This window comes from Ruoffia tabacinasalis (genome assembly GCF_005864045.1).
In the GTDB taxonomy this organism is placed as follows: domain Bacteria; phylum Bacillota; class Bacilli; order Lactobacillales; family Aerococcaceae; genus Ruoffia; species Ruoffia tabacinasalis.
In genome coordinates, this window is record NZ_VBSP01000037.1 from 1 (window position 1) to 22,962 (window position 22,962).

The window sequence follows — 22,962 nt, forward strand, 5'->3', positions numbered from 1 at the left end:
AGCAACTTCAGCTTCCAGCTGGGTTAAGGCGTGTCTTACGTTCTTTTAAGAAGTACCAAACGTATATTCACAACACGTTCTCGTATCCAGGTTTAACGAATGGCCCGATCGAAGGTATTAATAATAAAATTAAAGTATTGAAACGAACAGCCTACGGCTATCGAAATTACAGTCATTTTAGAGACCGTATTTTACTTATGACGCGATTATATGTCCCTCAGACAAATAAAAAAGATTAAGCAACAACTTATGCTGCTTGATCTTGATTAAAATGAGTCATCAACCCTATTTGACAAAGAGCCGTATTTCATTGCTATAAACTATTTAGGTTGGAAGTATAGAACAAAACTTCCTTTAAAGTAATTCACAAAATAATTTATGTGTTCATTATAATCAAAATTCTCTTCAGCATAAGTTACTGCACTGTTAACTGTTGGAAAATATTTTTTCACTAAAGTCATGCCAGGCATATAAGCAAGGTCACCAGGTTTGGGTGCAACAAATTCAGGCGTTTCTGGATCTTCATCAGAACCATCTGGGATGAGTAATACGTCCCCGATTTGTAGGTTGTTGTTTGTTAGACTGTTCGCATCTTTAATCGCTTCTATAGTTGTCCCAAAATGTTGTGCGATTTTGTATAAGTAATCTCCTGCTTGAACTGTGTAGTAAGTTTCAGATGGTGTTTCTTCGTCGTCATCATCATCTTCTTCAGAACCGTCAGGGATAAGTAATACATCGCCAATTTGTAGGTTGTTGTTAGTTAAATCGTTCGCATCTTTAATCGCTTCGACAGTCGTTCCAAATTGTTGCGCGATTTTGTATAAATAATCTCCCGCTTGAACAGTGTAGTAAGTTTCAGACGGCGTTTCTTCTTCGTCGTCATTTTCTTCAGAACCGTCAGGGATAAGTAATACATCGCCAATTTGTAGGTTGTTGTTAGTTAAATCGTTCGCATCTTTAATCGCTTCGACAGTCGTTCCAAATTGTTGCGCGATTTTGTAAAGGTAATCTCCTGCTTGAACAGTGTAGTAAGTTTCAGACGGCGTTTCTTCTTCGTCGTCATTTTCTTCAGAACCGTCAGGGATAAGTAATACATCGCCAATTTGTAGGTTGTTGTTAATTAATTCGTTCGCATCTTTAATCGCTTCGACAGTCGTTCCGAATTGTTGCGCGATTTTGTAAAGGTAATCTCCTGCTTGAACAGTGTAGTAAGTTTCAGACGGCGTTTCTTCATCGTCGTCATCTTCAGAACCGTCGGGGATAAGTAATACGTCCCCAATTTGTAGGTTGTTGTTAGTTAAATCGTTCGCATCTTTAATCGCTTCGACAGTCGTTCCGAATTGTTGCGCGATTTTGTAAAGGTAATCTCCTGCTTGAACTGTGTAATAAGTTTCAGACGGCGTTTCTTCTTCGTCATCTTCCTCAGAACCGTCCGGGATAAGTAATACGTCCCCAATTTGTAGGTTATTGTTAGTTAAATCGTTCGCATCTTTAATCGCTTCGACAGTCGTTCCGAATTGTTGTGCGATTTTGTATAAGTAATCTCCTGCTTGAACTGTGTAGTAAGTCTCAGACGGCGTTTCTTCGTTACTATCGTCGTCATCTTCTTCAGCAGAATCAGAAGGTATGAATAAGACATCACCGATTTGAAGGTTATTACTTACAAGGTTATTAGCTTCTATTAAATCTTCAGTTGTGATTCCAAAGCGATTTGCAATTTTATATAAGTAATCTCCTGGTTTAACTACATAATAATGACCATTTTCCGAAGTAGGTTGAACGGTTTGTGTTTCGTCTACCGTAGTATCAATCTCTTCATTAGTCGTTTCGTCAGTGATTTCAGAAGAAGTTTCTTCTTCTGGAGTTTCCTCATTAGGAGATTGAACAATTAATTGATCTCCGATTTGTAAATCATTTGATGATAAATTATTCCATTCAATCAATTCATCTACTGTCACATCGTATTGAGGTGCAATATTATATAAATACTCCCCAGCTTCAACTGTATGAGTTGTTTGTTGAGCCTGAACATTCAGTGGGGCAACGCCTAATACTGCTACTACCGCCAATGCACTCATTGACGATGTTAAAATTTTTCTTTGTAATTCCATTTCTATTGCTCCTTTTCTTAAATTGTATTGTTACATAAATATTACGCAACCGTTACATTCATGTTAACTATAATACAGGATAATGTCAATGGATAACCTTGAAAACTCTTACATTTTTCTTAAACTTCTTAAATAATTCATAAATATTAACCGATCATAGGATTTTAGATGAATTTGAATGGGGAAAGAGGGGGCGGGATTCCAATTTCCCCTGTCACAGAATGACGCGTCCCGGTAGCTGTCTAATTTCCCGTGTCACTCCATGACCAGTCCTGTTAACCGTCTAATCTCCCATGTCACTCCATGACCAGTCCCGTTAACCGTCTAATTTCCCTTGTCACTAGATGACCAGTCCCGTTAACCGTCTAATTTCCCGTGTCACTCCATGACCAGTCCTGTTAACCGTCTAATTTCCCCTGTCACAGAATGACCTGTCCCGTTAACCGTCTAATTTCCCCTGTCACAGAATGACCTGTCCCGTTAACCGTCTAATTCCCCCAGTCATCACATGACCTGTCCCATTAACCAAAAAACCCCATTGCCATTCACAGGCAATGGGGGAATAACCAAATCCAAACCTAGCTTAATGAATCAACTAACTCTTTTAGCGCTTGAGTAATTTCTTCAGGTAAGCTATCTTCAGGATTTTCTTTGTTGTAATTTTGAATGTAGTCTAATCGAACTTGCATTCTGGCTTTTAATAATTTTGTATATTCAGGATCATCGAATGGAACAGGGAACTTATCTAATGGAAGGTACTCGAAACTTTTGATTGGTCCAAAGTTTTCAAATTCACCTTTGCCTTCAACAATTGCTTCAATAACACCGAGGGAATCTTCAGGAGTTACTTTTTCACCAAGGAATTCACCTGTGTTAATGATGTAGGCATCTACGCCGTCTTCGAATAATGACTTAAATTTGTCAAAATCTTCTACTAATGGATATGCCCGGAATGGATTTGCGTAAGGTTCAATAACTAATTGGTCTAAACTATCTGTTGTATTCTCAGCACTTGTTCGTTTTGTAGCTAAAGTACAACCAAAGGTTGATGCAAGTAGTGGATCTGTTATTTTAACTAAAGGTGGTAATGCGTCATCTTTCATAATCCAGTAGATAGCATTAATTGGATCTTCAATCTTATCAACCCGGTTAGGTGTCGAATATCTAGACTTAACAGTACGGCCATTCCCATTTCGAATATCTTCAGTGACAAGCACGCGTTCATTATTTTCATTTAATGTAACTCCAACGTTTTGAACAGTGACAAAATAATCTTGTTCCACATGTCCAGCAGGGTAGTCACTTGTCTTATCAAAGTATGATGGCTCTAAAGCGACAGATGAACCGTCTTCAGTACTAATAATAAATGAATCGTCATGAAGGACTTCGATTTCGTATTTGTCGTCGTGTTTGGCATGAGTTAAAGTAGATTTTCCTGAACCAGACAGTCCAAAGAAAGAAGCAACATGATTTTCGTTGTCTTTTGACTTAAATTTCTTTAAACCACCATGACAAGCCACGTATTTATTACGATGAGCAGATGCCCAAGCTAGCGTTAACGTTCCTTTTTTAATTTCACCAAAGTAGTTCATACCTAAGATACAGGCAGCATTTTGATCTGCATCAATATATGATAAGCCCAGAGGATAATCAGGATGGGTCCAATCAGGATCAAAGAAAATATAAATATCATTCTCGTCATATTCCTTAGAGTTTTGGTAACGATTTGCATACGTATCATTTAAGATCTGGAAGTTCATTAACCAAGAATACATATTATTACTTTCTTTTTCAGGCATTGTAATGTGAGCGCGCACCATAAAGTCTTCATCTAAACCAACGATACCGGTTGATTTGATAAAGGGTATAAAGCTCGCATCGTAAATCGCCTCACGAACAATAGGGAAGAGTTCTTTATCTTCCTTTGAATCTAATCCGACGATTCGTCGGGCCTGTGCAGTTCTACCTACTGTTGCACCATCATTTACAAGTAAAATATTTGCGTCTTGCGGCAATTCTAATTCCTCAGCATGTTTAACGTTAGCATCTAATACAATTGTTTGCGGTGCATTTTTAGCCAATTCATACGCTTCTTTGACAGAAGTAATTTCTCGTGTATTATTTGAATAAAAGGCAGTTTCAACAGTTGTCTTTAAAGAAGAGAAGTGCGGTTTACTTTTGCGAATAGTTTCAGTCGAGTGATTCCTAATAGTTCCCATAATTACCAACCTTTCAAATTTTATTTAAATAATATTGCTGACATAAAGAAACGTAAGCATTAGAACATTCCTATATAAATATATTATATCCCTGTTCAAGTCTTTTGTTAAGCGTTTTCACTTATTTCAGTCAGAAACACAGCTTATAAACAGAATTATAAAAAGTTAAAACTATTTTGTTAAAAAGCTTTACATTTTCTAGATCCAATGTTATAGTATTAATTGTAGTATTATTAGTTAACAAATTAATTGGCTTTTTATTCATTTTAGATTAAATCCAACAATTTTAAAACGATATATTGCAAATACAACGTGCATAGAGCACACATGGAGGAAATTTTTTATGAATACAGGTACAGTTAAATGGTTTAACGCAGACAAAGGTTTCGGATTTATCGAACGCGAAAATGGTGGAGATGTTTTTGCACATTTCTCAGCTATCCAAGGTGATGGGTTCAAAACTTTAGAAGAAGGACAACAAGTTTCTTTTGATATCGAAGAAGGACAACGTGGAGAGCAAGCGACTAACATCGTTAAACTATAATTCACATTAAAAATTCAGGGCAGCCTAGCAATAGGCTGCTTTTTTATTTTGTAATAATTTCCTAGATGCAACACTCTGTGTATTAGAAATATCAAGTGGAATCCAAAGATACTCGTTATTATATAGAGGTGAGGAAGAATACAATGTTACAGATGTTGTATTAAGATTTGGTTATCAATCCGTGGAGGGTTTTTCTAGAGCCTTTCGGGAGTGGAGTGATTATCTTCCTTCCGAAGTCATTAAGAATAACATTCAAGAAGTCGTATTTTAAACTCACATTCTATATAGATATTCGAGGAGGTGAAACAATAGAATTTAAAAACGATCATAAAGAAGCGTTTAATATCGTTGGTGTTAAGGCGACAGTACCCATTCAATTTGAAGGTGAAAATAACCATATTGCCAATTTAGCTAAGTTCATTACAAAACAACAAAAAGCAGAAATTCACCAACTAACAGGATTGTATCCAAATCAAGTCGTCAACGCATCATATAAGTTTGATGGCAAAGGATTTGATGAAAAAGGGGAACGCACTCATATGATTGACTTTTTAACTACAGAGGACAATACCTTTGGGGATTTAGAACAAGTAAATGTCGAAAAACATACGTGGGTAATATTTCCAAATAAAGGATCTTTCCTAAAACATTGCAAGATACATGGGCGGAGATATATTCTGAATGGTTACCATCATCGAAATTTGAGTTAGTCGAAGCGCCTGAAATTACGTTTACACAATTTGATCGTTCCCAAGATAATGTTTATAGCGAAACTTGGTTTGCAGTTTAAAAAAATAGAACCATCAAATTCACACAAAAATAGTCCCAGTCTTTCAATCAATTAGTAAGACTGGGGCTATTTTTGTACCAATTATTCATCAACCATTAAATCAAAGCACTGCTTCTCTACATCTTGCAGCAATTTTTGACGCAATGGATTCGGTTTGCTTAATTTACGAACTACATGATCTGTATGTGTATCAGACCGACAATTTTTATCACGAGTATCATGATAATACGACATCTCATCATCATAATCTTTCAGTTGAGTAATTATATCAGCCACATAAGGATATGAATTTTCTCCTACTTTATATTTAAGGTCCATTCTCGGTTTTAATTGAGGATTATCATCAGGATAACCAAACAACATGCCAACCATGGGAAACGTTAATTCAGGTAGCTCTAAGATATCGATAATTTCTTGCGGGTCATTTAGAATACTTCCTAAGTAAACTGCGCCGAGATCGTATGATTCAATTGCGGTCGTCAAATTTTGTGCAGCTAAGTATGCATCCGCAACTCCTTGGAAAAAGATATCCATCGTTCGGTAACTCTCACCATTATAGCCTTTCTCCTGAGCAATTTGCTTCATACGGAAAGTATCCACCACAAAGATTAATAATTCAGGTGCTTCAGCTACATAAGCTTGTTTACAGACTTCAGCGATTTGGTCCTTTTTCGCTTGGTCCGTGACGCGAATCACAGAATATGTTTGCATTCCAGAACTTGTCGCTGTCCGGTTCATAATCGTGAATAGCTTATTTCTTAAGTCGGAATCAACTGGCTTATTTTTAAAGAAGCGGATTGTTCTGTGTTCTAATTGATGCTTCGTTGTATAATTTTGCATTTACTAATGACCTCTTTCTTCTAAATATTGGGATAATTGTAGCATAAATATTTTCATAAGACGTTTGCGAAGCTTAGAAGTCTGCCTTAAGGTTCACATAAATAAGTTTAATAAGTGAGAATGGTTGAAATAATTGATATAAGCGTTTTCATCTAGTAAGATTAAGGCATCAAAAGAATAAGGAGAGTGCCGTTTCATGAAGAAAATTATGAATGATCCGAGTCAAATTGTTGATGAAATGTTAGATGGTTTAGCATATGCGCACAATGACATTGTAGAAAGATTATCTGGGTTTGATGTTATCACTCGGACTTCTGAGAAAAAGAATCGAGTGGCGGTTGTATCAGGTGGTGGCGCAGGTCATGAGCCATCGCATGCAGGTTTTGTTGGTGAAGGTATGTTATCAGCAGCAGTGAGTGGTCCAGTATTCACTTCCCCAGCACCAGATCAAATTCTAGAAGCAATTAAAGCAGCAGATGAAGGCGCAGGAGTTTTCTTAGTAATCAAAAATTACTCAGGAGACGTTATGAACTTCGAAATGGCACAAGAGTTAGCAGAGATGGAAGATATCGACGTTGAAACAATTATTGTTGACGATGACATCGGTGTAGAAGACTCGCTATATACACAAGGTAAACGTGGGGTAGCGGGAACGGTCTTAGTACATAAAGTGGTTGGATATTTTGCTGATCAAGGAAAATCATTAGCAGAAATCAAAGAAATCGCGGATGCACTTGTACCAAATATTCATACAATTGGTCTAGCTTTAACAGGAGCAACAACACCTGAAGGTGGTAAGCCAAGCTTCAATTTAGCAGACGATGAAATTGAATATGGTGTTGGTATTCATGGTGAGCCAGGATATCGTTCTGAAAAGTTAAAACCTTCAAAAGACTTAGCTGAAGAATTAGTCACTAAATTATTAGAATCATTCGAAATTAAAGAGAATGAGACGATTGGTGTCTTTGTTAACGGAATGGGTGGAACGCCATTAATGGAGCAATATGTATTCATGAATGATGTTCGTGCATTACTTGAAGATAAAAATATTGATGTTCGCTTCAAAAAAGTCGGCGACAACATGACGTCTCTAGAGATGCAGGGACTTTCATTAACATTGATTAAGTTCAAAGACGAGAAATGGTTAGAAGCATTAAATGCACCAGCGAAAACAATTGCTTGGAAATAGGAGAGATGGTTTATGGAATTAGAAGTAGTATTAAAATGGATGGAACTTTTCAATGAAAAAGTTCAAGCAGAAAAAGTTAAATTAACAGAACTAGACACACCTATTGGAGATGCAGACCATGGGAATAATATGTCCCGTGGAATGAAAGCTGTTATGGAAGGCTTGGAAACCGATCAACCAGAAACAGCAGCAGACGCTTTAAAAGTGGTAGCAAAAAATCTCTTGAGTAAAGTCGGAGGGTCTGCGGGACCTTTATATGGTTCTGCAATTTTAGCTCTAGCTAAAGGTGTGCAAAATGAAGCAGATTTGGCAGAGTCAATGAATGATGGATTGGAGTCAATAAAAAAACGTGGTAAATCCACTGAAGGCGAAAAGACAATGATTGATACATGGTCACCCGTTGTGAAAGCACTCAAAGAAGGAACTTTAACTTCTAAAGTGATCCAAGATGCCGTTGAGAATACAAAAGATATGAAAGCAACGAAAGGAAGAGCTTCCTACGTTGGCGAGCGTTCAATTGGACATATTGATCCTGGTGCATACTCCTCAGGATTATTATTTGAAGCATTTATAGAAGCAGGAGGCATAGAATAATGTCGGAATATGGAATTGTCATTATGTCACATTCGAAAGATATAGCTCAAGGAATTCATAATTTATTAGATGAAGTAGCGAAAGATGTCAGTATTACCCATGCTGGCGGAGACGAAGATGGCGAGATTGGAACAACGTTTGACGCCGCTTCAGAGATGATTGAAAAGAATCCAAAAGATAAACTGCTCGCGTTTTTTGATCTTGGAAGTGCAAAGATGAATTTAGAAATGGCAGTTGAAATGTCAGATAAAGAAGTGAAAGTATATGAAGTTCCAGTAGTTGAAGGAGCATATACAGCCGGTGCACTATTACAAGCAGAGGCAGACATAGAAGTAATTGAAGCACAGCTTGATGAGTTAAAAATAAACAAATAATAAAATGGAGGTAGGCAATGATGGATTTTGTAGGAGAATTATTAGGGACGTTTATATTGGTATTATTAGGTAATGGTGTTGTTGCAGGTAATGTGTTAAAAGGAACTAAGGGCGAAAACACAGGTTGGATTATGATTACACTTGGTTGGGGTCTTGCGGTAACTTTAGGGGTACTTGTGTCTGGTTTCTATAGTCCAGCTCACTTAAACCCAGCAGTTTCGATTGCTTTCGCAGTCCTAGGACAAGTATCTTGGGGTACAGCATTTATGTATATTATTGCTCAAATGATTGGGGCAATGTTAGCGCAAGTCGTTGTTTGGTTACAATATTTACCACATTGGGATATGACACCAGATCCAGAAACTAAATTAGCCGCATTCTCAACAGCACCCGCTGTTCGGGATACAACGTCAAACTTCATCGGTGAAGTTGTTGGTACTGCAGTCTTAGTGATTGGTGTAATGGCAATGGGTCCAAATAACTTATCATCAGGTTTTGGACCATTCGTCGTTGGTGCAATTGTAGCTTCCATCGGACTTTCACTTGGTGGAACAACCGGTTATGCGATTAACCCAGCTCGTGACTTAGGGCCACGTATCGTCTATCAATTCTTACCAATGAAAAACAAAGGAAATGCTGACTGGGGCTATGCTTGGATTCCAGTTTTAGGACCAATCGTTGGTGGTATCGTTGGAGGTTTAATTTATAATCTAGTTTTAGCAGGTATTTAATTTTTTGAGACGCATTGAGATTAAAAAAGGAGAGAATATGAATGGCTGAAAAATATATTATGTCAATCGACCAGGGGACAACAAGTTCACGTGCAATTATTGTTAATAAAAAAGGTGAAATCGTTGGAAGTGGCCAGGAAGAATTCGAACAAATTTACCCACAAAGTGGTTGGGTAGAGCATGATGCGAATAAGATTTGGAACAATGTTCAAGCGGTAATTTCAAAAGCAATTATTGAAAGTGAATTACAACCAGAAGACATTGAAGCCATTGGTATCACAAATCAACGTGAAACGACTGTCATCTGGGATAAAGAAACTGGAAAACCAATCTACAATGCCATTGTGTGGCAATCTCGTCAAACGGCTTCAATCGCTAATCAATTAATTAAAGATGGACACACAGATATGATTCAAGGCAAAACTGGAGTAGTTATCGATGCGTACTTCTCAGCAACTAAAGTTCGTTGGATTCTTGATAAAGTTGATGGCGCACAAGAACGCGCTGAAAACGGCGAATTATTATTCGGAACAATTGATTCATGGTTAGTTTATAAATTAACTGGTGGAGACGTTCACGTCACGGACTATTCAAACGCAGCTCGTACGATGTTATTTAATATTCATGATCTAAAATGGGATGAGGAAATCCTAGAGTTATTAAATATTCCAACCTCAATGCTTCCAGAAGTTAAATCAAACTCTGAAGTTTATGGATACACTAAGACATATCATTTCTATGGAAAAGAAGTGCCAATCGCAGGGATGGCAGGGGACCAACAAGCAGCCTTATTTGGACAAATGGCTTTTGAACCAGGTATGGTTAAAAATACTTACGGAACAGGTTCATTTATGATTATGAATACGGGTGAAGAAGCTAAAGCTTCTGAGAACAACTTAATTACTACAATTGGTTACGCCATTGATGGTAAAGTGCACTATGCATTAGAAGGATCGATCTTCGTTACTGGAGCAGCGATTCAATGGTTACGTGATGGTCTTGAGTTATTCAAAGAATCACCAGAAACTGAAGAGATGGCATATAAATCAAAAAGTGAAGATGAAGTATATCTAGTGCCGGCATTTACTGGTTTAGGTGCGCCGCATTGGAACTCAGCAGCTCGTGGTTCAGTTTATGGCTTAACGCGCGGTACTACTAAAGAAGATTTAGTTAAAGCAACATTACAGTCAATTGCTTATCAATCACGTGACGTATTAGAAACAATGAAGAAAGATACTGGTTTAGAGATTGAGGAATTACGTGTTGATGGTGGGGCAGCAATGAACCAATACTTAATGCAATTCCAATCTGATATTGCGAACGTAAAAGTTGTACGTGCAAAATTATTAGAAACGACTGCTCTAGGTTCAGCTTACTTAGCTGGTTTAGCTGTAGGTTATTGGAAAGACCAAGAAGAATTGAAACAATTAATTGAAGTCGGGGAAACATTCGAACCCGATATGGCAGAAGACAATCGTGAAGCTTTATATGAAGGATGGGAAAATGCAGTAGACGCAACAATATATTATGCTAAGAAATCTCAAGGAGGAGATGAGTAGTGGCAGTTCTATCATATCGCTCAAGATCTGAAGTAATTGAACAGTTACAAGCAGATACATTTGATTTAGTAATCATTGGTGGCGGTATTACTGGGGCTGGACTGGCGGTACAAGCAGCGGCGAGTGGAATGAAGACGGCCTTGCTCGAAATGCAAGATTTTTCTGAAGGAACAAGTAGCCGTTCAACGAAATTAGTACATGGTGGCTTACGTTACTTGAAGCAATTTGATGTAGAAGTTGTATCTGAAACAGTTCAGGAACGTGCAGTTGTTCAAGGCATTGCACCGCACATACCGAAACCAGATCCAATGTTACTACCATTATATGACGAACCAGGCGCATCTTTTTCTCAATTAGAGTTAGAAGTGGCGATGGATTTATATGACCGTTTAGCTGGTGTCGAAGAGACGGACTTTGCGAATAAACTCTTAACAAGAGAAGAGGTTATCGAAAGACAACCAAACTTGGCTAAAGAAAATTTAATTGGCGGTGGATTTTACTTAGACTATCGTAATAATGATGCACGCTTAGTTATTGAAAACATTAAGCAAGCCCATGAAGATGGTGCAGCGGTCTTAAGTCGGGCAAAAGTGACAGGCTTTGAATATAATAATCAACAAAGAATTCAGTCTGTCGTTGTTAAAGATATGTTGAGTCAAGAATCATTTAAAGTGAAAAGTCAGTTAGTTATTAATGCAACCGGACCATGGAGTGATACAATTCGAGCACTTGATACGGAAGTTGACACAACACCTCAAATGCGCCCAACTAAAGGGATTCATTTGGTGGTCGATGCTAAGAAGCTACCTGTTAATTCACCCGTATACTTTGATAGTGGCGAAGGTGACAAACGAATGGTATTCGTACTACCAAGAGAAACTAAAACGTATTTTGGAACAACCGATACAGATTATGATGGTGATTTAAAACACCCTCAAGTCAGCTTACATGACGTTGAGTATTTACTTGAGATTGTGAATCGACGTTTTCCAGATGCGAAGATTACAATTGATGATATTGAAGCGAGTTGGGCAGGTCTAAGACCACTCATTTCAGGAAACAGTGGATTGGATTATAATGGTGGGCATAATGGAGCTTTATCAGATGAAAGTTTTGACGAATTAGCTTTATTATTTACTGAATATAATGAAGGAAGAGTACCAAGAGCCGAAGTTGAGAAGGGAATTCGTGACGCGAATCGTAATAATGCAGAGTCTGGAAACGACCCATCCGCAATTTCTCGTGGAAGTGATTTATCTGTTAGTGAGTCTGGACTTCTGACACTTGCTGGCGGTAAGATTACTGACTACCGTAAAATGGCCGAAGGCGCGATGAAAGTCATTATCGATACTTTAAACAAAAAGACCGATAGAGAATTTACTTTAATTGATTCCAAAGCGTATCAAGTGTCTGGTGGACATTTTGATAAAATGCGCGTGGATAAATCAATCGCAGACTTTGCTAAATTATATGAAGAAGCTGGTCTGAATTCAGAAGAGGCTGATTACTTAGCGAATTTATACGGATCGAATGCGAAACGTGTATTAGAATATTTAGATCAAGCCAAAGAATATGCAGATAAATTATCATTGCCAGTTAAAGATGCGATGAGTTTACTCTATGCAATTCATGAAGAAGCTAACCTAACAAGTGAAGACTTCTTCTTAAGACGGACAAACTACATGCTCTTTAGAACGGATGAGATGCATCCCTTAGTTGACCCAGTCCAAGCAATCATTACTGAAGAGTTAGAATTAAGTTCAGAAGAAAGTGAAAGACAAGCCAAAGAATTAGAAGAATCAATGAGAGAACATGCACTCGAAGATTTAAAATAGTCAAACTCATACATCCCCTTTGTAAAGATTATAACTCAAGTTAATTATATTTTAATTAACATTTCACTTTACAAAAGGGGATTGTTTTTGTATATTTTATGCAAACGTTTTACTAAATGAAGAAAGGAAGATTGAATGGCAAAACAAACAAGTATTAACTTAAGAAAGTCTGTAATTTACAGTATCTTTGTTAGAAATTTCACTGAAGAAGGTACATTCAAAGCAGTCGTTTCTGAGTTAGATCGAATCAAAGATTTAGGCACAGATATCGTCTGGTTTCTCCCGATGTATCCTATAGGTGAGGAGAGCCGCAAAGGGGAAGATGGCTCACCATATGCGATTAAAGATTACCGCAGTGTCGACCCAAATTACGGTACTATGGAGGACTTTGAAGAATTAATTGAAGAAATCCACAATCGTGGAATGAAAGTTATGATAGATATTGTCTATAATCATACGTCGCCTGATTCTATCCTTGCTAATGAACACCCTGATTGGTTTTATAAAACAGCCGAAGGTCATTTTGGAAACCGAGTCGGTGATTGGAGTGATATTGTCGATTTAGACTATAAGCATCCTGACCTATGGAATTACCAAATTGAAACACTAGAACAATGGGTTAAACGTGGTGTAGATGGCTTTAGATGTGATGTTGCACCTTTAGTGCCGATTGAGTTTTGGTTACAAGCACGTGAAGCCGTAGAGGAAATAAATTCAGAAGTGATTTGGTTATCCGAATCAGTCCATCCTGGTTTTATTCGAGAATTAAGATCAAAAGATATGATTGCACTAAGTGACAGTGAAATTTATCAAGCCTTTGATATGACTTATGACTATGATGTTCATGATCATTTTGAACTATATATAGAAGGCAAGATTGATATCGAAGCGTATATCGAACGTCTTAAAGTACAAGATTACACGTATCCTTGGAATTATGTGAAGATGAGAAACTTAGAAAACCATGACCACTTACGAATTAGACATCGTATCCCAAAAGACAGTGAATTAATGCAGTGGACAGCCTTCACCTTTATGCAAAAAGGATCGTCACTGATTTATAACGGACAAGAAGTATTAGCCGAGATGACACCAAGTTTATTTGACCGTGATCCAATTGCTTGGGATAGCGGACATGACATTAGCGAGTTTTTAGCTAAGTTAGCCCAAATTCAGAAAGAATTTGTTCCCTTAGATGGTTTATATTCACTTGAAGCAGATAATGAGACAAATACAGTGACTTTAAATTATAAAAATGCTCAACAAACTTTCTATGGAGTATTTAACTTAAAAGACTCAGAAGGATCCATCGATTTCCCAGTCGCAGATGGCGAATATACGAATTTAATATCAGATGAAAAAGTAACAATTACAGACGGAAAGCTAGATATAGCCAATACGCCGCTGGCTTTACTTGTGAATAATTACTAATTATGAAATAAATGTGAATTTTTTAGTTGAAAACGCTTGATTAATGCAAACGATTGCGGTATTATAATTGTAGTAATTAAAGCGTTTACACAAACGCAAAAATAGGAGGAAAATCAATGAAATTTGATTGGAAAAAAATTGTTACTGGTGCTACAACTGCAATTCTAGGAGCATCTGTCGCTGCAAGTGTATTACTACCTGCACAGGAAGTATTAGCACAAGAGGAAACACTCATTATCTCTGCCGCTGGTCATTATGACTATGTTATTGAAAATATCGAAGCTTTTGAAGAAGAGCATGGTGTAAGTGTTGAAGTTTGGGACACAGATATGTTCGAAGTATTAGATGGTTTAGCATTAGATGGACCTGCTGGAACAGGAGCGGACGTAGTTATCGCACCTTATGACCGTATTGGTTCATTAGGTATGCAAGGTTTAATCCAACCTGTGACTCTGAATGAGGATGCTGGCTACAATGAGACAGATCAGCAACAAGTAACTATGGACGGTCAAATTTATGGAGCGCCAACTGTTATTGAAACATTAGTAATGTTCTACAATACAGAATTATTAGATGCTGCCCCTGAAACATTTGAAGAATTAGAAGCGATTTCTCAAGATGAGCGTTTCGCATTTGAAGATGAAGAAGGACGTAACGTTGGCTTCTTAACTAACTGGGTTGACTTCTATATGACTTATGGTCTATTGGCTGGTTACGGTGGATATGTATTTGGTGAAGATGGAACAAATACTGAAGACATTGGATTAAATAATGAAGGCGCTATCGAAGCTATTGAATACGCAACAAACTGGTACCAAAACACTTGGCCACAAGGTATGTTAGACGTAACTAGTGCTACAGACTTCATTAACCAATCATTCATGGAAGGTAATACTGCTGCAGTAATTACTGGACCTTGGATGGCAAATGATTTCAATAACTCTGGAATTCCTTATGCTACTACAACAATCCCAACATTACCTAATGGTGAAGAATACAAACCATTTGGTGGAGGGAAAGCATGGGCAGTCTCAGCCTTTACTGAAAAAACTGAATTAGCACAAGAGTTCTTAAACTGGGTAACTAGTGAAGAGCAACAAACAATTATGTACGAACGCTTAGGCGAAATTCCTGCGAACCAAGTAGCTCGTGAGCAAGCAGCTCAATCAGACAGCGAGTTAACAGCAGCTGTAATTGAAGTATATGAAAACGCAGTACCAATGCCAAATATCCCTCAAATGGCCGAGGTATGGGTAGGAGCTGAAAGTTTAATGTTTGATGCAGCTTCCGGAACTAAAACTGCAGAAGAATCGGCAAACGATGCAGTTGAGTTAATTACGCAAACAATTCAACAAAATTATTAATACTGAAATTAACTAACAATGTCTGGTTGGCCTACGCCAGCCAGATTTTTTAATCATTAGTTTGGGAAGTATTAGAGGAGGCTTTATGATGGAAGTAGAAAAAAAGTCAATTAAAAATGAGAAATTGGCAGCTGCCTTGTCAATTATCCCAGGTCTTGGGCAACTTTATAATAAGCAAATTATCAAAGGTATCTTATTTTTAGCTGTAGCAATTTTATTCGTTTATGAATTAAATGTTTTTGGAATTCAAGCCATATATGATTTAGTAACGCTTGGAACAACTCCGATGGAAGATCATTCATTATTTATGATGATTCGAGGAACACTACAAGTATTAGTTACTGTCATATTTTTATTTTTCTACGTATTCAATATTTATGATGCGAAGAAAGTGGCGTCACACTGGAACTCTGGTATTCACGTAAATAAAACTTTCCGTGAACTTTTTAATAATGTATATAAAAATGGATTTCCATATTTATTAATTGTACCGGCATACTTAGCAATGATCTTTGCAATTATATTCCCAGTTCTCGTAACGATATTTATGGCATTCATGGACTACAGTATTATGAATATGCCACCGGCAAAATTATTAAGTTGGGTAGGTTTAGAAAACTTTCTTAATATATTCACTTTAAGTACTTTCCGTGATGCATTCACATCGGTATTCTCTTGGACAATTATTTGGACGCTATGTGCGACTACATTACAAATTGTTTTAGGAGTGTTCACAGCAGTCATTGCTAACCAACCGTTCATTAAAGGTAAACGTATTTTTGGGGTTATTTTCTTATTACCGTGGGCTGTGCCTGCGTTCATTACAATTATGTCATTCTCGAATATGTTTAACGATTCAGTTGGAGCCATTAACACCCAAGTTATTCCGTTTCTAAATAACTTTATCCCATTCATGGATATCGGACGAATTGCTTGGAAGACAGATCCTTATTGGACCAAAGTTGCAATTATTATGATTCAAGGTTGGTTAGGTTTCCCTTATATTTACGTTATGACGACAAGTATTTTACAAGCGATTCCTGAAGATTTATATGAAGCAGCCAAAATTGATGGCGCTGGAGCTATTAGACGTTTCCGTGACATCACAATGCCAACAGTCTTTGCTGTAGCAGCTCCAGTATTCGTCACTCAATATACTGGGAATTTTAATAACTTCACTATGATCTATCTATTTAATGATGGTGGACCCGGAAGTGCGGGTGGCGGGGCCGGACAGACGGATATCTTAATTTCTTGGATATTCAAGCTGACGACGAATAACTCCCCTCAATATTCACTTGCAGCTGCTTTAACAATCATCGTATCATTTATCGTTATTGGTGTGACGTTGATTGTATTTAAACGGACAAATGCATTTAACATGGAGGATGAATAATTATGAAGAAGAAAGGTTCAGCGAAAGCAAAAAGACTCATCGGACAGATCTTAACGTATTTATTTATGATTGTCTTATCGATTATTATCATGTACCCGCTTTTAGTAACAGCGAGTTCAGCCTTTCAGGCAGGTAATATCACGTCCTTCTCATTAGATTTAAATGCAACATGGACGTTAGATAACTTTAGACGATTATTCGATGAGACGATGTATGGTAGATGGTATGTCAACACATTAATCGTAGCCTTCAGTACAATGATTGTTCAAGTAACCATTGTTACTTTAGCAGGTTACGCATACAGTCGTTACCGTTTTATGGGACGAAAAAATAGTTTAATGATGTTTTTAATTATCCAAATGGTTCCAACAACCGCAGCTTTAACAGCCTTCTTCGTCATGGCTTTCTTATTAGATGCGATTAATGAATTTTGGTTCCTTTCATTCCTTTATATTGGTGGAGGTATTCCAATGAATACTTACTTAATGAAAGGATACTTTGATACAGTACCTTATGACTTAGATGAATCCGCAAAAATTGACGGTGCCGGACATATTAGAACGTTCTGGGAGATTGTAACACCACTGGTTAGACCTATGATCGCCGTTCAAGCTTTATGGGCATTCATGGGACCTTTCGGGGATTTCATGTTAGCTAGATTCTTATTAAGAAGTCAAGAATCATATACGGTCGCTGTTGGTTTACAAACTTTTATTAATGACACACGAAATCAACGTGTCGCACTATTTGCCGCTGGTGCAATCTTAATTGCGGTTCCAATCTCCATTCTATTCTTTATGTTACAAAAGAATTTTGTATCTGGATTAACGAGTGGCGGTACTAAAGGTTAGATAAGGAATGATTTATATGGCGCATGTATTTCCAATCAATTATTTTTTAACTGCATTCTCTGCAGTAAAAAGTTTTACACATAGACAGTATTTAATACACTGGCAAAAGTTAGTTGTCATGATTCTGCTCGCTTCGTTAATGATGATACCTTTATCATTACAGTTGGGTAGAACAACTAGCGCAGACTTAACAAACTATGTGCCTGAAGTGATGGATTATATCGACGAATCAGTCGTTCAAGAGTTAAATACTCTTGGTAATAGCGGAACAAATCTTATGATTACTGAAGATAAGATCATTAAAGAAAATGATGAATTCATTATTGGCTTAACACCTTCAATCGAAGCAGCTGAAACATTATTGAGTGATCGAGGAGGTATTATTTATACTTCTGATCAGACTATCTTTGGTGAAGACATCTCATCTCTGTTTTATCAACCTTATACAGGTGACAAGCCGATGAATGAAGTTGAAGACGTAGAGAATTTAAAAGAATTGATGTCACAACAATGGTTTTGGAGTAATCGAACATCGATTATCTTAACAAATTATATTCAATTAAGTGTTCTAATAATAGTGAGTCTGCTATTCTTAGTATTAGGATCAAGTTTCTTCTTATCCTTTATGCGAAAAAATGATATGTACGATATTAATTCGTTTTCTGAAGCTTTAACGATCGTCTTAAATTGTTTAGGGTTACCAACTGTCATGGCTATGGTGATTGGTTTAGTCAGTGGAAATCCAACAACCATGTTGACGGTTCAAGGATTATTGTTTGTTCTCATGTTAATGTGGGTTTATTGGAAAACACACTTTAATGAACATTATGTACAAAACAAATAAAGGATAATAATGGATTGCTACTACTAAAAAATAAAGGAGCTATACTATAATGGTTAAAATAAATTTAAATAATATTTATAAACAATACCCAGGAAATGATACTTATTCTGTTTCTGATTTTAATTTAGAAATCGATGATAAAGAGTTTATCGTCTTTGTCGGACCATCAGGATGTGGGAAATCAACAACACTTAGAATGATTGCTGGCCTTGAAGACATTACAAAAGGCGAGCTAGTTATCGATGAAGAAGTGATGAATGATGTTGAGCCAAAAGATAGAAACATCGCAATGGTGTTCCAAAACTACGCTCTTTATCCACATATGACTGTATTTGATAATATGGCTTATGGTTTAAAATTACGTAAATACTCAAAAGACGAAATCAAAAAGCGTGTCGATTCAGCAGCTGAAACTTTAGGTTTAACAGAGTTCTTAGAGCGTAAACCAGCAGCTTTGTCTGGTGGACAAAGACAACGTGTGGCACTAGGGCGTGCGATTGTTCGTGACGCAAAAGTGTTCTTGATGGATGAGCCATTATCAAACTTAGATGCGAAATTACGTGTTCAAATGCGTACTGAAATCGCTAGACTACATAACACATTAAACACAACTACGATATACGTTACCCATGACCAAACGGAAGCGATGACTTTAGCAACACGCATTGTCATCATGGACCGTGGGATTATTCAACAAATTGGTTCACCAAGAGAAGTATATGATCGTCCAGTGAACATGTTCGTAGCAGGTTTTATGGGATCACCTGCAATGAACTTCTTTAATGTAACTTATTCAAATGGACGTATCACAGATGGTAAAGAAATTGATGTTGAAGTATACGAACCTGCTCGTCGTCTATTAGAAGAGAAAGGCTACGAAGGAAAAGATGTCGTATTCGGTATTCGTCCAGAAGACATTAATGCAGAGCAAGTGGCACTAGACTTACACTCTGAAGCACGTGTTAACGCTGAAGTTGTAGTGTCTGAGTTAATGGGGTCTGAGACAATGCTTCACTCGAAAGTAGGAGATACAACGTTTGTTGCCCGTGTAGACGCACGTGATACTCATGGACCTGGCGAAACGGTAGAACTCGCTTTCAATATGAATAAAGGTCATTTCTTTGATGTAGACACAGAAGAAGTAATTAAAAAATAAAAGATTTACACTCGTTGAATGAATGATTGACACAATTACAAGTTGTCACCGATACATTCTTTAACGAGTGTTTTATTATAAATAGATGTAAAATAAAGGCATTTTCAATCGAAAAAATGGTATGATAATCATATAAGTAAATTGAAAAGGGAAGAGTTGAAATACATGACACAATATGTACACGCTAAAAAAATAATTTTAACCGACGAAGTCATTGAAGATGGCTACTTAGCTATAGAAGATGGCAAGTTCAATGGGATAACATTAGAGAAACCAACGGATGGCGACATCTTAGATTATTCTGAAGATACGATTGCACCCGGGCTTGTGGATACACATATCCATGGGTATGTGGGACATGATGTGATGGATAATGATTTCAAAGGGATTAAAGAGATATCAGAAGCACTGCTAGCGTGTGGTGTGACATCATGGCTACCTACGACGTTAACAGCGCCAACAGAGCAGTTAAACGACGTATGCCAAACAATCGGAGACAACTATGAAGATGTGGCAGGCGCAAAGATACGCGGTATTTTTCTAGAAGGACCATTCTTTACTGAAAAGTATAAAGGCGCTCAAAACTTAGCTTATATGAGTGATCCATCGATTGAAAAGTTAAAACATTGGAATGACTTATCGAAAGACTTAGTTAAGAAGATTGCGATTGCACCGGAACGTGATGGAGTAAAAGAATTTATCAAGTTCGCAAACACAATTGGCGTAAAAACAGCTTTAGCTCACAGTGATGCTAGTTATGAAGAAGCGAAAGAAGCCGTGGACGCTGGAGCAAATATATTTGTTCATACTTACAATGCCATGAGTGGACTTCATCATCGTAATCCTGGAATGGTTGGGGCAGCACTAGGCTTAGATAATGTCTTCGCAGAATTAATTAGTGATGGGCATCATGTTCACCCAGGAGCAGCTCAAGTCGTAGTTAAAGCTCGCGGACCTAAAGAAACGGTCCTTGTAACAGATTGTATGCGTGCAGGAGGCTTAGGTGACGGTGAATCAATGTTAGGGGAACTTGAAGTCGTAGTAAAAGACGGACAAGCTCGCCTGAAAGATGGTGGGAATCTAGCTGGATCGATTCTTCGCTTAAATGAAAGTGTACGGAATATGTTTGAATGGGGCATTGTGTCTCAAGCAGATGCTTTAAGAATGGCATCTTACTCCCCAGCTAAGTCAGTCGATATCGATGATGTATGCGGCCAAATTAAAGCAGGTTTAGATGCTGACTTTATAATTGTAGGAGAAGACCTAGAATTAAAAGCAACATTTTTAAATGGAGAACTAAAATATAAGCAATAAATATAAAGGTGGATTGTAATGGAAAAGATTAAGATAGGATCTTCACAACTGTCAGCCAGTCAATTAGGCTTAGGTTGTATGAGAATGGCAGATGAATCCAAAGAGAAAGCTGTTGAAGTCATTAATACGGCCTTTGAACAAGGAATTACACTCTTTGATCACGCAGATATTTATGGAAAAGGTCAATCGGAAATACTGTTCGCCCAAGCACTTAAAGATTCAGAAGTTAGACGAGAAGATATTATACTACAATCTAAAGTAGGTATTCGTGATGGCTACTTTGATTTCTCAAAAGATCATATTTTGAAGGCGACAGACGGTATCTTAGAAAGATTGGATACAGAATACTTAGATATGCTATTACTTCATAGACCCGATACCTTAATGGAGCCAGAAGAAGTGGCAGAAGCATTTGATGTATTATATATGAGTGGTAAAGTGAGATATTTTGGTGTTTCAAACCAAAACCCTGGGCAAATCAAGTTATTACAAAAACACTTGAAGCGTCCACTTCTTGCCAATCAATTACAATTTGGACCCGCTCATACACCCATGATTGATGCAGGATTTAATGTGAATATGACGAATGACTTGTCAGTTAATCATGATGGAAGCATTCTTGAGTATTGCCGCTTAAATGATATTACGATTCAACCGTGGTCGCCGTTTCAAGTTTCATTGAGTGAAGGATTATTTATTAATCATCTTGATTATCAAGAAATGACTAAGGTGATGAAAAATTTAGCTGAACACTATAACGTGTCACTAGAAGCGATTGTGATTGCCTGGATTAATCGTCATCCAGCTAAAATGCAGACGATTGCTGGGTCGATGTCACCTAAACGTATTAAAGATATGAGTGAGGCTTTTTCAATTAATTTGACTAAGCAAGAATGGTATGACGTTTATAAAAGTGGCGGGAGAAAATTACCCTAAGTGATATTATTTTGTAATAGAGCGCTTTAATCGTATAATTAAAGTGAATAACAATAGGAGGTAAAGATCTATGTTTAATTTTTTTAAGAAGAAAGATAAAAAAGAAGTAGTAAAAGAAGTTAATGTCTATGCAATGTGTGACGGGGAATTTGTCAATATTGAAGATGTTCAAGATGAGGTTTTTGCTCAAAAGATGATGGGAGAAGGCTTTGCGATTAGACCTACACATGGGACAATTAATTCACCTATTGATGGTCAAGTTGATAATATCTTCCCAACAAAACATGCCGTGAGCTTCACTGTTGGTGAATTAGAAATGTTATTACATATGGGAATCGATACTGTATCACTGGAAGGTAAGCCATTTACAATTCACGTAAATGAAAATACGCAAGTATCAAAAGGTGATAATATTGCCGATGTTAACCTAACTGAGCTTGAAGAGAACGACAAAGATAAAGATATGATTATAGTATTTACAAACGGTGCAGAAGTTATTGATAAAATCGATGTTAAAGCAAGCGGAACAGTGTCTAAAGGTGATTTAGTAGCCACTATTAAATTAAAATAATAGATAATTAAGGCTCTTTGTCAAATAGGGTTGATGACTCATTTTAATCAAGATCAAGCAGCATAAGTTGTTGCTTGATCTTTTTTATTTGTCTGAGGGACATATAATCGCGTCATAAGTAAAATACGGTCTCTAAAATGACTGTAATTTCGATAGCCGTAGGCTGTTCGTTTCAATACTTTAATTTTATTATTAATACCTTCGATCGGGCCATTCGTTAAACCTGGATACGAGAACGTGTTGTGAATATACGTTTGGTACTTCTTAAAAGAACGTAAGACACGCCTTAACCCAGCTGGAAGCTGAAGTTGCT

21 protein-coding genes and 1 pseudogene are annotated in these 22,962 nt (G+C 37.2%); 18 read left to right on the forward strand and 4 right to left on the reverse strand.

Annotation, left to right across the window (positions count from 1 at the left end):
* Positions 1-270: pseudogene (locus FEZ33_RS09225) on the forward strand (transposase); the annotation flags it as partial.
* A 50-nt stretch (positions 271-320) separates the two neighbouring features.
* On the opposite strand, the gene FEZ33_RS09230 reads toward FEZ33_RS09225, so the two are convergent.
* Entirely contained in the window at positions 321-2,111 is a 1,791-nt protein-coding gene (locus FEZ33_RS09230; protein ID WP_138405097.1) for a LysM peptidoglycan-binding domain-containing protein, read from the reverse strand.
* Positions 2,112-2,689: 578 nt separating this feature from the next.
* Positions 2,690-4,330 (reverse strand): phosphoenolpyruvate carboxykinase (ATP), encoded by a 1,641-nt coding sequence (locus FEZ33_RS09235; protein ID WP_138405098.1) that lies wholly within the window; start codon positions 4,328-4,330, stop codon positions 2,690-2,692.
* Positions 4,331-4,673: 343 nt separating this feature from the next.
* On the opposite strand from FEZ33_RS09235, the gene FEZ33_RS09240 reads away from it, so the two are divergent.
* Both FEZ33_RS09240 and FEZ33_RS09245 read left to right on the forward strand, forming a co-directional pair.
* On the forward strand, positions 4,674-4,874 hold the full coding sequence (locus tag FEZ33_RS09240; protein ID WP_138405099.1) for a cold-shock protein: 201 nt from the start codon (positions 4,674-4,676) through the stop codon (positions 4,872-4,874).
* Between the two features lie 215 nt (positions 4,875-5,089).
* The gene (locus FEZ33_RS09245) at positions 5,090-5,584 is read left to right on the forward strand and encodes a GyrI-like domain-containing protein (RefSeq protein WP_235888811.1); all 495 of its coding nucleotides are present in this window, start codon (positions 5,090-5,092) and stop codon (positions 5,582-5,584) included.
* A 161-nt stretch (positions 5,585-5,745) separates the two neighbouring features.
* Here FEZ33_RS09245 and FEZ33_RS09250 read toward each other — a convergent pair whose 3' ends face one another.
* Positions 5,746-6,504, reverse strand: a complete 759-nt coding sequence (locus FEZ33_RS09250; protein WP_138405100.1) for an NADPH-dependent oxidoreductase — start codon at positions 6,502-6,504, stop codon at positions 5,746-5,748.
* 196 nt (positions 6,505-6,700) lie between these two features.
* On the opposite strand from FEZ33_RS09250, the gene dhaK reads away from it, so the two are divergent.
* The 15 genes from dhaK to FEZ33_RS09325 all read left to right on the forward strand — a co-directional run bounded on the left by dhaK (position 6,701) and on the right by FEZ33_RS09325 (position 22,649).
* Positions 6,701-7,693 carry a dihydroxyacetone kinase subunit DhaK gene (gene dhaK / locus FEZ33_RS09255; protein ID WP_138405101.1) on the forward strand — a complete coding sequence of 331 codons (993 nt, stop codon included), beginning with the start codon at positions 6,701-6,703 and terminating at the stop codon, positions 7,691-7,693.
* Between the two features lie 12 nt (positions 7,694-7,705).
* Positions 7,706-8,287, forward strand: a complete 582-nt coding sequence (gene dhaL, locus FEZ33_RS09260; RefSeq protein WP_138405102.1) for a dihydroxyacetone kinase subunit DhaL — start codon at positions 7,706-7,708, stop codon at positions 8,285-8,287.
* Positions 8,287-8,661 (forward strand): dihydroxyacetone kinase phosphoryl donor subunit DhaM, encoded by a 375-nt coding sequence (dhaM, locus tag FEZ33_RS09265; RefSeq protein ID WP_138405103.1) that lies wholly within the window; start codon positions 8,287-8,289, stop codon positions 8,659-8,661. Before dhaL ends, dhaM begins: the two co-directional genes overlap by 1 nt.
* A gap of 17 nt (positions 8,662-8,678) precedes the next feature.
* Positions 8,679-9,392: an MIP/aquaporin family protein gene (locus tag FEZ33_RS09270; RefSeq protein ID WP_138405104.1), complete on the forward strand. Its 714-nt coding sequence runs from the start codon at positions 8,679-8,681 to the stop codon at positions 9,390-9,392.
* A gap of 41 nt (positions 9,393-9,433) precedes the next feature.
* The gene (gene glpK / locus FEZ33_RS09275) at positions 9,434-10,951 is read left to right on the forward strand and encodes a glycerol kinase GlpK (protein ID WP_138405105.1); all 1,518 of its coding nucleotides are present in this window, start codon (positions 9,434-9,436) and stop codon (positions 10,949-10,951) included.
* The gene (gene glpO / locus FEZ33_RS09280; RefSeq protein WP_138405106.1) at positions 10,951-12,786 is read left to right on the forward strand and encodes a type 1 glycerol-3-phosphate oxidase; all 1,836 of its coding nucleotides are present in this window, start codon (positions 10,951-10,953) and stop codon (positions 12,784-12,786) included. The genes glpK and glpO overlap by 1 nt, the downstream gene beginning before the upstream one ends.
* Before the next feature lie 135 nt (positions 12,787-12,921).
* Positions 12,922-14,217: an alpha-amylase family glycosyl hydrolase gene (locus FEZ33_RS09285; protein ID WP_138405107.1), complete on the forward strand. Its 1,296-nt coding sequence runs from the start codon at positions 12,922-12,924 to the stop codon at positions 14,215-14,217.
* Between the two features lie 116 nt (positions 14,218-14,333).
* Entirely contained in the window at positions 14,334-15,581 is a 1,248-nt protein-coding gene (locus FEZ33_RS09290) for an extracellular solute-binding protein (RefSeq protein ID WP_138405108.1), read from the forward strand.
* A gap of 88 nt (positions 15,582-15,669) precedes the next feature.
* Positions 15,670-16,977 carry a carbohydrate ABC transporter permease gene (locus FEZ33_RS09295; protein ID WP_138405109.1) on the forward strand — a complete coding sequence of 436 codons (1,308 nt, stop codon included), beginning with the start codon at positions 15,670-15,672 and terminating at the stop codon, positions 16,975-16,977.
* Positions 16,978-16,979: 2 nt separating this feature from the next.
* Positions 16,980-17,828, forward strand: a complete 849-nt coding sequence (locus tag FEZ33_RS09300) for a sugar ABC transporter permease (protein WP_138405110.1) — start codon at positions 16,980-16,982, stop codon at positions 17,826-17,828.
* Between the two features lie 16 nt (positions 17,829-17,844).
* Positions 17,845-18,672, forward strand: a complete 828-nt coding sequence (locus FEZ33_RS09305; protein WP_138405111.1) for a hypothetical protein — start codon at positions 17,845-17,847, stop codon at positions 18,670-18,672.
* Positions 18,673-18,721: 49 nt separating this feature from the next.
* Positions 18,722-19,828, forward strand: a complete 1,107-nt coding sequence (locus tag FEZ33_RS09310) for an ABC transporter ATP-binding protein (RefSeq protein ID WP_138405112.1) — start codon at positions 18,722-18,724, stop codon at positions 19,826-19,828.
* Between the two features lie 165 nt (positions 19,829-19,993).
* Entirely contained in the window at positions 19,994-21,142 is a 1,149-nt protein-coding gene (nagA, locus tag FEZ33_RS09315) for an N-acetylglucosamine-6-phosphate deacetylase (RefSeq protein WP_138405113.1), read from the forward strand.
* Positions 21,143-21,160: 18 nt separating this feature from the next.
* A complete protein-coding gene (locus tag FEZ33_RS09320) occupies positions 21,161-22,078 on the forward strand; it encodes an aldo/keto reductase (RefSeq protein ID WP_138405114.1) in 918 nt (305 codons plus the stop codon).
* A gap of 70 nt (positions 22,079-22,148) precedes the next feature.
* Complete coding sequence (locus FEZ33_RS09325; protein ID WP_138405115.1) at positions 22,149-22,649, forward strand: PTS sugar transporter subunit IIA; 501 nt, start codon at positions 22,149-22,151, stop codon at positions 22,647-22,649.
* Between the two features lie 53 nt (positions 22,650-22,702).
* Here FEZ33_RS09325 and FEZ33_RS09330 read toward each other — a convergent pair.
* The coding region (locus FEZ33_RS09330) for a transposase (RefSeq protein ID WP_138405116.1) at positions 22,703-22,962 on the reverse strand (260 nt) is incomplete at its 5' end.

Bases quoted from the DNA above. Each gene is read 5' to 3' on its own strand.
- dhaK (WP_138405101.1), top strand. From the start codon at position 6,701: ATGAAGAAAATTATGAATGATCCGAGTCAAATTGTTGATGAAATGTTA.
- FEZ33_RS09300 (WP_138405110.1), top strand. From the start codon at position 16,980: ATGAAGAAGAAAGGTTCAGCGAAAGCAAAAAGACTCATCGGACAGATC.
- FEZ33_RS09285 (WP_138405107.1), top strand. From the start codon at position 12,922: ATGGCAAAACAAACAAGTATTAACTTAAGAAAGTCTGTAATTTACAGT.
- FEZ33_RS09235 (WP_138405098.1), bottom strand. From the start codon at position 4,330: ATGGGAACTATTAGGAATCACTCGACTGAAACTATTCGCAAAAGTAAA.
- glpK (WP_138405105.1), top strand. From the start codon at position 9,434: ATGGCTGAAAAATATATTATGTCAATCGACCAGGGGACAACAAGTTCA.
- FEZ33_RS09310 (WP_138405112.1), top strand. From the start codon at position 18,722: ATGGTTAAAATAAATTTAAATAATATTTATAAACAATACCCAGGAAAT.
- FEZ33_RS09250 (WP_138405100.1), bottom strand. From the start codon at position 6,504: ATGCAAAATTATACAACGAAGCATCAATTAGAACACAGAACAATCCGC.
- FEZ33_RS09290 (WP_138405108.1), top strand. From the start codon at position 14,334: ATGAAATTTGATTGGAAAAAAATTGTTACTGGTGCTACAACTGCAATT.
- dhaL (WP_138405102.1), top strand. From the start codon at position 7,706: ATGGAATTAGAAGTAGTATTAAAATGGATGGAACTTTTCAATGAAAAA.
- FEZ33_RS09305 (WP_138405111.1), top strand. From the start codon at position 17,845: ATGGCGCATGTATTTCCAATCAATTATTTTTTAACTGCATTCTCTGCA.
- FEZ33_RS09295 (WP_138405109.1), top strand. From the start codon at position 15,670: ATGGAAGTAGAAAAAAAGTCAATTAAAAATGAGAAATTGGCAGCTGCC.
- FEZ33_RS09320 (WP_138405114.1), top strand. From the start codon at position 21,161: ATGGAAAAGATTAAGATAGGATCTTCACAACTGTCAGCCAGTCAATTA.
- FEZ33_RS09270 (WP_138405104.1), top strand. From the start codon at position 8,679: ATGATGGATTTTGTAGGAGAATTATTAGGGACGTTTATATTGGTATTA.
- dhaM (WP_138405103.1), top strand. From the start codon at position 8,287: ATGTCGGAATATGGAATTGTCATTATGTCACATTCGAAAGATATAGCT.
- FEZ33_RS09230 (WP_138405097.1), bottom strand. From the start codon at position 2,111: ATGGAATTACAAAGAAAAATTTTAACATCGTCAATGAGTGCATTGGCG.
- FEZ33_RS09240 (WP_138405099.1), top strand. From the start codon at position 4,674: ATGAATACAGGTACAGTTAAATGGTTTAACGCAGACAAAGGTTTCGGA.
- FEZ33_RS09325 (WP_138405115.1), top strand. From the start codon at position 22,149: ATGTTTAATTTTTTTAAGAAGAAAGATAAAAAAGAAGTAGTAAAAGAA.
- nagA (WP_138405113.1), top strand. From the start codon at position 19,994: ATGACACAATATGTACACGCTAAAAAAATAATTTTAACCGACGAAGTC.